This window comes from Promicromonospora sp. NPDC110617, from assembly GCF_055598465.1.
Genome location: NZ_JBVKBM010000001.1, coordinates 588,855 through 602,253 on the forward strand (window position 1 = coordinate 588,855; position 13,399 = coordinate 602,253).

Consider the following 13,399-nt stretch of genomic DNA (forward strand, 5'->3'; position numbering starts at 1 on the left):
CGCTTTGAGCGACGTCAAAGCGAAGAAAGCCGGGCCTCAAAGGGGACCTGCGGCAGCGGGAGTCAGTCGGCCAGCTTGAACGCGAGCTCCGTGTCCCATTCGCCCATGTCCGGCTGCTCGGCCGGGTCCGTCAGGTAGAACTCGAAGCGGCCCGCCCAGGCGTCGCCGGCGTCGGTGTCGTGCCGGTCGAACGTGAGCTCCTCCGCGGCGGCCCAGTCCAGCAGCGCGCCCGTGGCGTCGACCAGGCCGTCGGGGTGGCCGTGGTGGACGGTCGTCACGTACCGCCCGGCCGGGATGCTGCCCACGGTGACGTCACCCGCGGAGGTGAGCGCGGCGCCGTCGGGCACGGGGAAACCGACCTCGATGACGAGGTCGGACGCCATGTCGATCACGTGGTAGCGGAAGTACGGGGCGCCGGCGGGGTGCGCGCCGCGCTCGGCGAGCCAGCCGGCGATCTCGGGGATGCGGTCGGCGATCCTCCCGATCTCGGTCATCGACACGGTGTCCGTGATGCCGGCCGTGGGGGTCTCGGGGCGCGTCTCGACGCGGTAGGTGCTCATGCCGGGTGGACCGCCGGGATCCGGGGGACTCATCGGTCGGGCGACCGCAGCACCCCCACCAGCACCGACTCGACCACCTCGCGCACCGCGGCGTCGTCGGGCCGTGCGCCCAGCTCGCCCGCGAACATCAGGTGTCCCGTGCCCACGACCGTCATCGCGAGGTAGCGGGTTTCGGCGGCCGCGGCCACGCGCCCGTACGACTGCTCGGCGGTCAGGTAGGTCGCCAGCGCCCGCGTGATCTCCACGAGCAGCGGCAGACCCTCGGGCGTGGTCTCGCGCAGCCGGCGGCGCAGCTCGTCGCGGGCGGTGACGAGGGCGACGACGGCGAGCGCGACGTCGTCGAGCGTGGCGGCCAGGAACCCCGACACGTTGCCGACCACGGTGCCGGAGCCCGCGGCCGCGATCAGGCGCTCGCCGGCGTCGTCGGCCTGCTGGATGCGGGTGCGCACGAGCGCGGCGAGGAAGTCGTCGAAGTCGGCGAAGTGGCGGTGCAGCACGCCCTTGGCGACGCCGGCCTCGTCGGTGACGGCGCGGCTGGTCAGCGCGGCGGCGCCGCCCCGGGCGAGCAGTCGTTCCGCGGCGGCCACGAGCTGGGCGTGGGGGTCGTGGAGCGCGACTCCGGTGGGCACGGGTGCCTCCTCCTGTTCCGGCCGTGCGCGGATCGCGGGGATCGTCCGCGACCGTTCGGGCCGTAGTCATGTTGCCCGAGTGGGCGCCTGCCCACTAGCGTGGGCGCATGCCCACTTCACGAGTGCCCGACGGCGTCCGCACGGCCCACCTGCACCGTGGTGCGGCCGAGGGCTTCGGCGCCGACGCGGAACGGTATGACCGCGCGCGTCCGGTCACCCAGCAGCCGGTCGCCGACGCGGTCCTCCGGTACCTGGCCCCTGACGGCGGCCGGCTCGGCCAGAGCGATGCTCCTGGCGCTCCCGACGGTCGGGGTGCCGTGGCGCCCGGCGTCCAGGTGCTGGACGTGGGGATCGGCACCGGGCTGTCCGCCCTGCCGTTCCGCGCCGCCGGCGCGGAGGTGCTGGGCGTCGAGGCCGACGAGCGCATGGCCGCCGTGGCCCGGGCGCGGGACCTGGCCGTCGAGGTGGCGCGGTTCGAGGAATGGGATCCCGCGGGGCGCACGTTCGACGCCGTCGTGTCGGGCATGACCTGGCACTGGGTGGACCCCGTCGCCGGGGCCGTCCAGGCTGCCCGGGTGCTGCGCGAGGGCGGAGCGCTGGCCGTGTTCTGGCACGCCGCGGACCTGCCGCCCACCCTTCGCGCGGCGATGCACGAGCTGTACTCCGGCGCCCTGGCGGGCACCCCCGGGGCAGGCATGTACGCCCCGGGGAGCACGGCCGCCGACGGGTACGAGGTGATGCTCGACCGTGCCGCGTCGGGCCTGGCGGAAGCGGGCGGGTTCGCCGCGCCGGAGCGCTGGCGGCACACGTGGCAGCGCAAGTACGGCGTGGAGGAGTGGCTCGACCAGGTCCCGACGTCGGGCGGCTTCGCTCGACTGCCGGAGCCGGTGCAGCGCGCGGTCCTGGACGGCGTCCGATCCGTTCTGTCCCACGACGAGGCCGTGGTCGACGGCACGTTCACCGTGGACCACACCACCGTCCTGCTGGCGGCTCGGCGTAGGTTCTGACGGCACGGCGGTCCGGCCTCAACCTTCTGCGCCCTCCGTCGGTTACGGGCAGCAGGACGAGAGGAGCGCTGGCATGGCGCGGTGGGAGGAAGAGCTCGCGGAGCTCGTGGTGCGGCGCGGTGGCGCACTGGTGGGGTACGGGTACTCGCTCACGCGGGACAAGGCGCAGGCCGAGGACCTGGTGCAGGACGCGCTGGTCAAGGTGTACTCGCGGCTGCGCCGTCCGCCCTCGGTCGTCGGGCAGACGCAGGTCGACCTGGACCAGCCGGAGCCGACCAACGCCGAGGGGTACGTGCGTCGCGCCATGCTGACGATCTACCTGGACGGGTACCGCAGGCGGAACGCCTTCGCCGGGTTCAAGCACCTCCTGGCCGGCGACGAGCACACCCCCGGCGCGGACCGGGTCGCGACAGCTCGAGTCGACGTGCGCGTGGCCCTCACCCGACTGTCCCCGCGGCAGCGCGAGGTGGTGACGCTGCGCTACTTCGACGACCTGACGGTGCCGCAGATCGCCGCGGCGCTCGGCCTGAACCCGGGCACCGTCAAGCGGCACCTGTTCGATGCGACAGCGGTGCTGCGCGAGGCGCTCGCCGAGGTCTCGGTGCCGACGATGGACACCGACCTGGACGAGCACGTGGACACGGTGGTGGGCGCGACGCGCCGGCGTCGGACGGCGAAGGTGGCCCTGGCGGCCGGGGTATCGATGGTCCTGGCCGTGGTGCTGGCCCTGAGCGCGTTCGCGGTCAAGCCGTGGATCCGGTCGGAGCCGCTGCCGGCCGAGGACAGGATCGAGTACACGCCGGGGTACGTGCCCGTGAGCTGGCCCATGGGAGACCAGGACGTGGGCATCTACTGCGGTATGCCGGTCGAGGACCTGGAGGCGATGGACACAGGAACCCTTGAGGTCGAGATAGCCGGTGACCTCGCGTCTGACCTGCAGGGGGATACCGCGTACTGGAGCCTACCGGTGACGATCTCCGGCGAGGTGCCGGACGGACTGTTCGACGAGAGTGACGGTCACATGACCAGTCCCCTGATCGTCTGGGCGCACGAGGGCAAGATCGTCGATCTACCGAGCTACTGGCACGAGGCGGCCAACGGCGAGGCTCCCCCAGAGCTCGTCGCCCACGGGGCCTGGACCGGGATGGCGTACACCGGCAACGAGTCGCGCTGCCGCGAGGACACCCTGGTGGGAGCGCAGAACAACATCTCCAGCTACTACGACAACGAACGTGCCGGCGGGCGCTACGAGCTGATCGTCATCGTTGCCGATCCCTCCGTGGACCACTCGGACGACAACGACGCACTTCTCGTCAGCGACCCGGTCACCGTCGACCTGAAGAGCGGTGTGGCGCCGCTGCCTTGACCGGACAGATTTCTCACCGCGGCCATCATCGTTCTTGCTCCCCTGCCCGTCAGGGAGGATGACAGCGAGAGGGGGCGTCACCGATGGCGCAGTGGGAGAGCGAGCTCGAAGAGCTCATGGCGCGGCGGGGCCGCGCGCTGGTCGGGTACGGGTACACGCTGTGCCGGGACCGGACGCAGGCCGAGGACCTGGTGCAGGACGCGCTGGTCAAGGTGTTCTCGCGCCTGCGTCGTCCGCGCGGCATGGCGGACGACGGCGGCCAGGTCGTGGACCTGGACCAGCCCCGGCTGACCAACGCGGAGGCGTACGTGCGGCGGGCGATGCTGACCATCTACCTGGACGGCTACCGGCGGCAGACGAGCTGGACGGGCATCAAGCACCTGCTCGCCGACGAGGAGCGCGCGCCCGCGGCGGAGCGCGTCGCGACGGCGCGGGTCGACGTCGGGGTGGCGCTGGCGCAGCTCTCTCCGCGGCAGCGCGAGTCGGTGGTGCTGCGGTTCTTCGAGGACATGACCGTGCCGCAGATCGCGCAGACCCTCGGCACGAGCCAGGGCACGATCAAGCGGCACCTGTCCAACGCCATGGAGGTGCTGCGCGGCTCGCTCGCGGAGATCACGGTGCCCGAGATGGACACGGCGCTGGACGAGCGGCTCGACGCGGTCTCCGGCATGGTGCGCCGGCGTCGTGCCGTGAAGGTGGGCGCGCTGGGCGGCGCGTCGCTGGTGCTGGCGGGCCTGCTGGCGATGGCGGCGCTGTGGGGGCCGTCGCGGCTCCTGTCCGAGCCGGTGGTCCCGGCCACGCAGAGCCCGGAGGTGTCGAACGCGGCCGTCGGCGGCTGGGCCCCGATGCAGTGGACCGACCAGGGCCCCCAGTACCGGTGCGGCATGGAGGTCACGGAGCTGACGTCGACCTCCGACACCGTCGAGCTGGAGCTGACCGGCGACCTGGCGGTCGACCAGTACGGCCTCACCGCGCCCGTCCGGATCACCCGGACCGACACGGACGGCCCCGGGCTCAGCGGCGGCTACCCGATGCTGGTCTTCGCCCAGGACGGCCAGGTGGTCGACCTCGGGGCGGGCTGGCACGAGGGCGGTTACCAGCTGCCCGACGCCGGAAAGTCGCAGGACGACGTCGCCGAGGCCGCAGCGGCCACGGCGTGCGGTGACTGGACGGTCGGCATGATCGCCGAGACCTTCCTGGAGCCGCGCCCGGCCGGCACCTACGACGTCTACGCGGTCATGCCGTGGAACGACGGCGAAGGGACGAGCGGGATGGCCGTCAGCGAGCCCGTCACGCTGGAGGTGCCCGAGGTCGACGTGCCGGCCGAGGAGCCGCTGACCGTGGACATCCGCGACGGTTACCAGCCCGAGTGGCTGGAGGGCACCCGCCTGGCCTGCGGCGCCCACGCGTCGGACATCCCGCAGGGCACGCACGTGCCCGCGGAGCGCGGGAACCTGCGGCTCTCGGCGGATACCAGCGGTGCGTCCCTCACGCCCACCGAGGTGACGGTCACGTTCGAGGAGACCGCGGGCAAGGCCGTCGACACCACCCGCACGCCGGTCACCCTGGTCTGGCTCAGCGCGGGACGCGTGGTCGGGGTGGGCCGGGACGTCTGGTCGGAGCCGGTGGAGGACCTCCGGGTCGACGCGAAGGGCGACACCTCCGTCGTCGTCCCCGTGGAGCCGGACCTGACCTGCCTCACCGACCCCGACGCGGGGCTGCCGGACGGCGCATACACGCTGTACGCGTTCACCGAGGTTGACCCGGGGTCGGACGGCGAGCCGCAGTACCTGGCCACGGAGGCCTTCGCCGACTACTACATCGGCGAGTGACCAACGAAACCTCCGGACGGCGCGTCATGTGGGTTGTGGAGACGATGACAGCACACACGCACCGGGGAGGTGGCCATGGCGGTATGGGAGAACGAGCTCGATGAGCTCATGCGGACGCGCGGCAGCGCGCTGGTCCGCTACGCCTACATGCTCTCCGGCGACCGCGCCCTCGCCGAGGACCTGGTCCAGGACGCACTGGTGAAGGTCTACTCGCGGCTCCGCCGCCCCGGCCGGGGCGGCGGGGTGGGCGTGGCGGCGGGAAGCTCGGCACACGACCTCGACTCGCCGTTCACCAACGTGGAGGGCTACGTGCGGCGGGCGGTCCTGACCATCTACCTGGACGGCTACCGCAAGCGGCAGCGCTGGTCCGGGATCAAGCACCTGATGGCGGACGACCCCAGCACCCGCGGCGCCGACCAGGCGGCGTCGGCGCGCGTCGACGTGATGACGGCGCTCGCCAAGCTCGGCGCCCGGGAGCGCGCCTGCGTGGTGCTGCGCTACTTCGAGGACATGACGGTGCCGCAGATCGCGGACGCCCTGGGCACCGCCCAGGGCACCGTGAAGCGGTACCTGTCCGACGCGACCAAGAACCTGCAGGAGATCCTGCGCCCCGACGACTTCCGACCCGCCGAAGGGAGGGCCGCACGATGAGCCTCGACGACCTGAACGACCGTTCCGACCAGAACGACTTCCTGAGCGGCGCGCTCCACGGCGCCGCCGACGCGATGCCCGGTGGGGAGGTGGACGACATGCACGTCTCGTTCGGTGTGGTGCGCGACCGCGTGAAGCGCCGCCGAGCCGCGAAGGTCGGCAGCCTCGCCGGCGCCAGCCTGGTGGTGGCGGGTGTGCTCGCCTTCGGCGTCACGCAGACGCCGCTGTGGGACAGCGCCGACCCGGTGCTGCCGGGATCGCCCACCGAGATCGTGGCGCCGAACCGGTCGGCCGACCCGACCGAGCAGCCGTCCCCGTCGGGACCGCCCGCGACGAGCGTGATCCAGGACGGGTACGTGCCGTCGTGGCTGGACTGGAGCGACCTGGCCTGCGGCATGCCGGTGGCGGACCTGGAGACGACGGCGGCCGGCTGGTCGGCGGCGTCGATCGGCGACATCTACTCCGTGACCGCGGAGATGGGCGGCGAGCCCTCGACCACGTGGGGCATGGCGGCGACCGTCGCGGGGAGCGACGGGTCGCTCGACGTCCCGCCGGTCCTGGTCTGGAGCCAGGACGGGGTGGTGGTGGACCTCGGCACGAATGTGTTCGGTGCGCCGGCCCTCCAGGAACCCTTGCTGGGTTCTTCAGGCGACGCGACGGAGGCGCAGGGGGGTGCGTTCACGTCGTGCGCGCCCGTCGAGACCGAGACGGTCGACAACTTCGAGACGCGCCTGCCCGAGGGCGACTACGAGGTCCGGGTGGTTGCCTTCCCGCAGGTCGCGTCAGGTCAGTGGGCGACGGCGGTGAGCGAGCCGGTCGCGGTCCGGATCGACGCCGACGGCGCGCACAGCCCGACCGGGGCGCGTGGTGGTGAGGGCACCATCGAGCCCCCGGAGCCGGTCGAGGGCGAGCTGTCGCGGTTCGTGCTGGACCGCGGTACGGACTGGGTCTCGGCGGAGCTGACACAGTTCGGGTACGTGACGACGGGGACGCCGGTGGCGACCGCGCGGTGCGAGAGCGCCGACCCGGAGGACACGGTGCAGTTCGACGTGGCGTACCCCACGACGACCGAGGTGTTCGAGGTGACCTGCGACGGCACCGAGTTCGTGTCGGACCCCGTGATCGGTGGGGGCGAGGAGGCCGCGGACATCCGGCTGGCATCCGTGCCCGACGGCGTCGCGCGGTTCTGGGCGACCCTCGCCCCGAGCACCGGCGGCACCGGCGGCAGCGGCGGGAACGGCGGGGAGGCCGCCGGCGAGTGCTCCGCGGACGGCCTTGACCTGTCCTTCGACCCGGCGAACTCGCCGAGCGACGGCGCCGGAGCGACGGCGGGTGCCATCGTGGACGCGGCCCTGGCCTGCGACTCCGACCAGCTCACGGGGCTGGCGAACCAGGACGGCACAGAGCTGATGTTCGGCACCGAGACGGCGGAGCAGACCTTCGCCCTCCCCGACACGGACACGCAGCACTATGCGACGCTGGCCCGGCTCCTGACCGGCACGGTCGGTGCCGTCGCAGGCGCGAGCGGAGGCGTTCCCACCGTCGTGTGGCCCCGCGTCTCCACCGAGGAGTTCCGCGACTCGGGCGAGGCGTGGCAGGAGGTGGTGGAGGCGGGCCTGCTCACGCAGGAGCAGGCCGACTCGCAACGGGCAGACGGGATCTACACGGGCATGGTGATCGGCATCGGCGAGGACGGCACCTGGCGGTACTACTCCGCCAGCGACTGACCTCCGCCGTCGTCGGGCCCGGGGCGGCCCGGGCCGGACGGCCGGAAAATCCCGGCGAAAAAGTTCGGCCCGTGTCCCAACGGTTCCTGCGCCTCGCTCGTATGTGGGTATGAGCGGGGCGCAGGAACCGCAGCAAGGGGACGAGAACGTGATGGGGCAGACGACGTGACCGGATCAGGACGGGCCACGCGATGAGCGCACGCTGGGACGACGAGCTCACGGAGCTCGTGACCCGCAGAGGCCGCGCGCTCGTGGGGTACGGGTACGCGCTGACGGGTGACGTGCGCCGCGCGGAGGACCTGGTGCAGGATGCGCTGGTGCGCGTCTTCCGGCGGTTCCGCCGCCCCGAGGCCGCGGGCGCCGAGGGCTTCACCGAGTTCCCGCTGAACGACGGCGGGCACCACGCGGGCATCGAGGCGTACGTGCGCCGGACGATGCTCAACCTGTACCTCGACGAGACGCGGCGGTTCACGCTGTGGCGCAAGGCCCAGCCCAAGGTGGCCGTCGAGGACCGGGTGCGCGCCCCGGCGTCGGACATCACCGCCCGCGCCGACGTGACCGCCGCACTGCGCGGCCTGAGCCCCCGCCAGCGCGCCTGCGTCGTGCTGCGCTTCTACGACGACCTCACCGTGCCGCAGATCGCCACGACGCTCGGCATCGCGGAGGGCACCATCAAGAGACACCTGGCCGACGGGATCAGCGCGCTGCGCGGGATCCTCGTGCCGGAGGGAGAGCTTCGATGAGCGGGCACGACGACCACGGCGCCGACGACCTGGGCATCGGCCGCGACGTCCTGCGGCAGACCATCGACGCGCTCGTCTCGGGCGCCACGCCCTCCGACGTGCCCAGCACGCCGGAGGAGAACCTCGGGCTGCTGCGGCGCAGGGTGCGCACGTGGCGGATCGCCAAGGCCGGTGCGATGGGGCTGGGCACGGCCGCCGTCGTGGGTGCGCTCGCGTTCAGCGCCGCACAGGCCTCGACCTTCACGCGGTCCGAGCCGCTGCCCGGACGTCCCACGATCGAGGCCACGGAGACGGGCCCGGTGCCGTCGGAGATCCCCACGACGCGCCGCTCACCGAGCCCGACGGCGTCGGCGAGCCCGTCGCCGTCACCTTCGGGCAGCCCGGATCCGGTGCCGTCGGGCGCCGCGGCCGTCGAACCGAGCGCCGACCCGAGCGCGTCCTCGGTCGCGACCGACGAGCCGGACCCGATCACCGCGACCTACGTCGACGGCTACGTGCCGCAGGGCTGGCTCGACAGCTTCCAGATCGAGGGTCTCGACGCGCACTGCGGCATGGCGGTCGAGGATCTGCTGAGCGCACCGGACGGGGGCTTCGACCTCGAGACGACGAGCGGCCTGGGCGCGCGGCAGGACGCGGACGGCTGGCGGGCGGACGCCCGGCTCACTGGTGACGCCGCCGCACTCAGCGGCTATCTGGACCCGATGCTGGTCTGGGTGCAGGACGGCGTCGTGGTCGACCTCCCGGCCAACCACGCCTCCGACCTGGCCTACTACGCACCCGAGGAGGGCGCTCCGGAGGGGCCGTGGGACGTCGAGGCGCTGACGGGGTCCACCAACGCGTGCGCGGCCGAGATCGAGGGTTCGGAGGACGACTTCCCGGTGGTGTACACCCACCTGCGCGAAGGCGGCACGTACGACGTCTATGCCGTGATGCCCGTGTTCGGTGCGGGCGACGCCGTCTGGCTCGCCGTCTCCGAGCCGGAGCGCGTCACGGTCGAGGACGGGTCGGGCCGGGCGCGGTAGCTCGCGACGATCGCGGCGCTGCGCCGGCGGCCCCAGCGTTCCAGACGCTCGGGGCCGCCGGGCAGCCGGCCGAGCACGCGGTACCGCCACGTGTTGAGCGGCAGCAGGTAGGCGTGCGCCCACGGCGGGCGCAGCGGCAGGCCGAGCTCGCGCATGCTGCGCACCCCGAGGAACGCCGTGAGCATCGACAGCAGGCGCTCCCGCTCGAACCGCGCTCGGGCCGGCTGCCACCACGCCGGCCCGCGGTAGGTCCGCTCGGCCTGCGCGGCGACGACGGCCCGCGCGAGTCGCGGCCCGGCGTCCGACACCCCGGCCTGGGCCAGCAGCACGTGGTGGTTGAGGCGGTGCCGCGCCCACTCGTCGTCGACCAGGAAGTCCGGGTGCACGCCCATCAGGTGGCCCACCCACTTCCACAGGTGCATCAGGGCCCGGCTGTCCGACGGCGGGACGGGCACCCCCAGCGCCCGGCAGCCCAGGATCAGCGTGCCGTCGAACAGCCCGAGCGTCGCCGCCTGGTCGGCCTGGTTGATCGGCAGGCCCCAGCGGGCGGTGTCCCAGCGGGCCGTGCCCGAACCCTCCGTGCCCGAACCCTCCGTGCCTGAACCCTCCGTGCCCGAACCTCCCGCGCTGGGCCGGTCCGCGAACGACGCGCCGACCAGGGCGTGCATGACCCGGACGTGCAGGGTCGCGCGCCACGCGGGGGCGAAGGGCCGCAGCGCGCCCGGCTCGGACAGCCCGACCGTCCACTCCTGCGTCTCGGCGAGCCGGCGCAGGGTCCCGCCCGTGAGTGCGCCGGTGGCGACGAGCAGATCGGTCGGCCCGCCGAACCGGTACCCGCCCACCAGCGAGAGCTGGAGCAGCACGTCGGCGGCGTTCTGCCCGAGCCGGCGCTGCACCGCGGCCCCCTGCTCGACGAGGTCCCAGTCCACCCAGGAGGGCACGGGGGTGACCTCGGCGAGGAACTCGCGCAGCGCCCTGGGCTGCCCCTGATTGCTGACCCCCTCCTGCCCCTCGGAAATGAGATCGGTCGGCTGCATCGAGACCGGTCCATCGACCGACCGGTCTCGATGCAGCCGACCGATCTCATCTCTACTCACCGGAGCCGCGAGCGCCGCCCGCAGCATCGCGTGCGTGACCCGTCCGGGGTCGCCGGCGGGCAGCCGCATCGCGGCGGCGAGCGGCGCCCCGGCGTCGTCCTCCTCGGTGAAGGCGCGGCCGATCCGGGCGAGCAGGGCCTCGTCGACGCCGCGCACCCGGCCGAGCACGCGCAGCGGGCGGCCGATCCGCGTCCCGCGCGCCTCGGCCGCGCGGAACCGGAGCGGGTAGGTCGCCGAGGCGGGCTCGACGTCGTCCACAGGGTTGTCCACCGGTTCGCCCACGTCCTCATCCTGACCCGGACGGCTCCGGGGGAACAGGACCCGACCCGCAGAATGGGCCCGTACGCGCCACAACCTCCTGGCGACCTGGTTCGTCCACACGGTCAGGACGGCAGGAAGGAGCCGGTGATGGGTTGGCACGAAGACCTGGAGGTGCTCGCCACGCAGCGTGGCGGCGCGCTCGTCGGGTACGCCTACACGCTGTGCGGCGACGTGCGGCAGGCGGAGGACCTGGTGCAGGAGGCGCTGGTCCGGTACTGCTCGCGCCTGGTCGGGCGGGGCGGGCGACGACGCCGGGCGGCGTCGGGCATGCGGGCGGTACCCCTGGACGGGGCGGACGGCGCAGACGGCGGGGACGGGGCGCGGGCGCCGCAACACCCTGAGGCGTACGTGCGCCGCATGGTGCTGAACCTGTACCTGGACGGCTGGCGGCGCACCAAGCGGTGGGCGGACATCGCCCCGCGCGTCGCGGTGGACGACGTCCCGTTCCCCGACTCCGGGATCACGGCGCGGGCGGACGTCGTGCACGCGCTGGACCGGCTCCCGCCCCGGCAGCGCGCGGCCGTGGTGCTGCGCTACTTCGAGGACCTGACGATCGCGCAGGTCGCGGACGCGATGGGCGCCGCACCGGGCACGGTCAAGCGCTACCTGCACGAGGCCCTGCGCACGCTGCGCGACGTGCTCGAACCAGTGGACGCGACGACGGAAGGAAAGCAGCGATGAACCGGCACGACGACGCCAGGGACCAGGACCACGGCTGGGTGGACCCCGCGGGGGCGGGCCTGCTGGCGCAGACCCTCGGCGCGATGGCGGAGGGCGTGGACCCGGCGTCGCCCAGCGGTCCCGCTGCGGCGATCCCGGCGATGAGCAAGCGGGTGCGCCTGCGGAGAGGTGCGAAGCTGGGCGGGCTCGGCGGGGGCGCGCTGGCGCTCGCGGCCGTGGTGGCGCTCGGCGCGGCGCAGCTCGCGCCGCCGGACGACGCCGAGGTGCTGCCGGGATCCCCCACGTCCGCGCCGGTGTTCCAGGTCCGGGAGGGCTACCAGCCGCCGTGGCTGGAGTGGAGCGACCTGACGTGCGGCATGCCGGTGGCGGACCTGGCGACCACGGCCCCGGGCTGGTCCGTGGCGGTGGCCGGTGACGTCTACACGGTGACCGAGGAACAGGGCGGCGAGCGCTCGCAGTACTGGGGTGCCGCGGCCCGGTTCGAGGACGGTAAGGGCGCGCTCGACGTGAGGCCGGTCCTGGTGTGGAGCCAGGACGGCGTGGTGGTCGACGTGGGCCGGGACGTCTTCGACCAGTGGGACGCGGACGAGGCACTGCCGGAACCGCTCCTCGGCGCGGGTCCGGGTGCCGTGGCCGCCCTCGACGGCCCGACGACCTCGTGCGTACCTGCGTCGGCCGAGGGCGATCCGCAGCAGGAGCCACCGCTGCCCGAGGGTGACTACGAGGTGCGCGTGGTGGGCTTCCCGCGGATCGACGGCCAGTGGGCCACGACGGTCAGCGACCCGGTCCAGGTCAGGCTGGACGCCGACGGTGCCCGCAACCCGGGTGAGCCCCGTGCCGCCGAACCGGCGGTCGAGTTCCCCGGACCCGTCGAGGGCCAGGTCTCACGCTTCGAGCTGGACCGCACCACCGACCTGGTCACCGCCGAGATGACCCAGCTCGACTACTCGTCGGACACCCCGATGCGGGTCATGGGCAGGTGCGCCAGCTCGGACCCCGAGGACATGCTCCCGATCGACCTGGTGCTGCCGTCGACGGGTGAGGTGATCGCGGGCACCCAGATCACCTGCGACGGGTTCGAGGCCGGATCGGCCGTGGGTGCCCAGTCCGAGAACCGCAGCGGGGAGACCATCGACATCCGGCTCCCCGACGTGCCCGACGGCGTCTCCCGGCTGTGGGTGTCCCTCGAACCGGAGACCCCGGTCGGCGGGGATGCCGGGCCCGAGTGCTCGGCGACGGGCTATGAGCCGGTGTTCCAAGGAGAGGGACCGTCGCGGGAAGCTGCGACGGCGACCGCCGGATCCATCATGGCCGCGGCGTTGGAGTGCGACGTCGACGGGCTGGTCGACCTGGCTGACGCCTCGGGGACGGAGCTCATGCCCGACGACGACACCCCGGAGCGGACCTTCGCCCTGCCCGAGTCCGGCGTGCAGCACTACCGGACGCTCGTCACGCTGCTGGCCAGCACCAGCAGGGCGTACGGCACCGGGCCGGACGGGAACGAGACGATCGTCTGGCCCCGTGTCGCCACCGAGGAGTTCGCCGACTCGGACGAGGCCTGGGACGAGGTCGTGGCGGTCGGTCTGCTGACGGCCGAGGAGGCAGCAGCCCAGCGGTCCGAAGGGACGTACCTCGGGCCGCGGATCGGTATCGCCGCCGCGGACGGCACGTGGCGGTACTACGTCGCCGGCGACTGACTCCCACGCTCACGTGTCAGACGTACAGGTCACCGGAGTGGCCTGTACGTCTGACACGGACGTCGG

At 73.3% G+C, this 13,399-nt stretch carries 12 protein-coding genes; 9 read left to right on the forward strand and 3 right to left on the reverse strand.

What is annotated here, in order from left to right:
* Nucleotides 1-62: 62 nt before the first annotated feature.
* Together ACZ7LE_RS02550 and ACZ7LE_RS02555 are read right to left on the reverse strand one after the other, a co-directional pair.
* Complete coding sequence (locus tag ACZ7LE_RS02550; RefSeq protein ID WP_470401813.1) at nucleotides 63-560, reverse strand: GyrI-like domain-containing protein; 498 nt, start codon at nucleotides 558-560, stop codon at nucleotides 63-65.
* Between the two features lie 29 nt (nucleotides 561-589).
* Nucleotides 590-1,189 (reverse strand): TetR/AcrR family transcriptional regulator, encoded by a 600-nt coding sequence (locus ACZ7LE_RS02555; RefSeq protein WP_470401814.1) that lies wholly within the window; start codon nucleotides 1,187-1,189, stop codon nucleotides 590-592.
* 107 nt (nucleotides 1,190-1,296) lie between these two features.
* Between ACZ7LE_RS02555 and ACZ7LE_RS02560 the strand changes: the two genes are divergently transcribed.
* From ACZ7LE_RS02560 to ACZ7LE_RS02590, 7 genes are all read left to right on the forward strand, one after another.
* Entirely contained in the window at nucleotides 1,297-2,196 is a 900-nt protein-coding gene (locus tag ACZ7LE_RS02560; RefSeq protein WP_470401815.1) for a class I SAM-dependent methyltransferase, read from the forward strand.
* 73 nt (nucleotides 2,197-2,269) lie between these two features.
* A complete protein-coding gene (locus ACZ7LE_RS02565; RefSeq protein WP_470401816.1) occupies nucleotides 2,270-3,562 on the forward strand; it encodes a SigE family RNA polymerase sigma factor in 1,293 nt (430 codons plus the stop codon).
* A gap of 83 nt (nucleotides 3,563-3,645) precedes the next feature.
* A complete protein-coding gene (locus ACZ7LE_RS02570; protein WP_470401817.1) occupies nucleotides 3,646-5,394 on the forward strand; it encodes an RNA polymerase sigma factor in 1,749 nt (582 codons plus the stop codon).
* A 75-nt stretch (nucleotides 5,395-5,469) separates the two neighbouring features.
* Complete coding sequence (locus tag ACZ7LE_RS02575; RefSeq protein WP_470401818.1) at nucleotides 5,470-6,045, forward strand: sigma-70 family RNA polymerase sigma factor; 576 nt, start codon at nucleotides 5,470-5,472, stop codon at nucleotides 6,043-6,045.
* Nucleotides 6,042-7,772 (forward strand): hypothetical protein, encoded by a 1,731-nt coding sequence (locus ACZ7LE_RS02580; protein ID WP_470401819.1) that lies wholly within the window; start codon nucleotides 6,042-6,044, stop codon nucleotides 7,770-7,772. The genes ACZ7LE_RS02575 and ACZ7LE_RS02580 overlap by 4 nt, the downstream gene beginning before the upstream one ends.
* A 191-nt stretch (nucleotides 7,773-7,963) precedes the next feature.
* The gene (locus tag ACZ7LE_RS02585; protein ID WP_470401820.1) at nucleotides 7,964-8,515 is read left to right on the forward strand and encodes a sigma-70 family RNA polymerase sigma factor; all 552 of its coding nucleotides are present in this window, start codon (nucleotides 7,964-7,966) and stop codon (nucleotides 8,513-8,515) included.
* Complete coding sequence (locus ACZ7LE_RS02590) at nucleotides 8,512-9,537, forward strand: hypothetical protein (RefSeq protein ID WP_470401821.1); 1,026 nt, start codon at nucleotides 8,512-8,514, stop codon at nucleotides 9,535-9,537. Before ACZ7LE_RS02585 ends, ACZ7LE_RS02590 begins: the two co-directional genes overlap by 4 nt.
* Here ACZ7LE_RS02590 and ACZ7LE_RS02595 read toward each other — a convergent pair.
* The gene (locus ACZ7LE_RS02595; protein WP_470401822.1) at nucleotides 9,435-10,916 is read right to left on the reverse strand and encodes an oxygenase MpaB family protein; all 1,482 of its coding nucleotides are present in this window, start codon (nucleotides 10,914-10,916) and stop codon (nucleotides 9,435-9,437) included. The genes ACZ7LE_RS02590 and ACZ7LE_RS02595 overlap by 103 nt on opposite strands.
* A 126-nt stretch (nucleotides 10,917-11,042) precedes the next feature.
* Here ACZ7LE_RS02595 and ACZ7LE_RS02600 point away from each other — a divergent pair, with 126 nt between their 5' ends.
* The gene (locus ACZ7LE_RS02600; RefSeq protein ID WP_470401823.1) at nucleotides 11,043-11,636 is read left to right on the forward strand and encodes a sigma-70 family RNA polymerase sigma factor; all 594 of its coding nucleotides are present in this window, start codon (nucleotides 11,043-11,045) and stop codon (nucleotides 11,634-11,636) included.
* Complete coding sequence (locus ACZ7LE_RS02605) at nucleotides 11,633-13,333, forward strand: hypothetical protein (protein ID WP_470401824.1); 1,701 nt, start codon at nucleotides 11,633-11,635, stop codon at nucleotides 13,331-13,333. The genes ACZ7LE_RS02600 and ACZ7LE_RS02605 overlap by 4 nt, the downstream gene beginning before the upstream one ends.
* The last annotated feature ends 66 nt before the right edge of the window (nucleotides 13,334-13,399 follow it).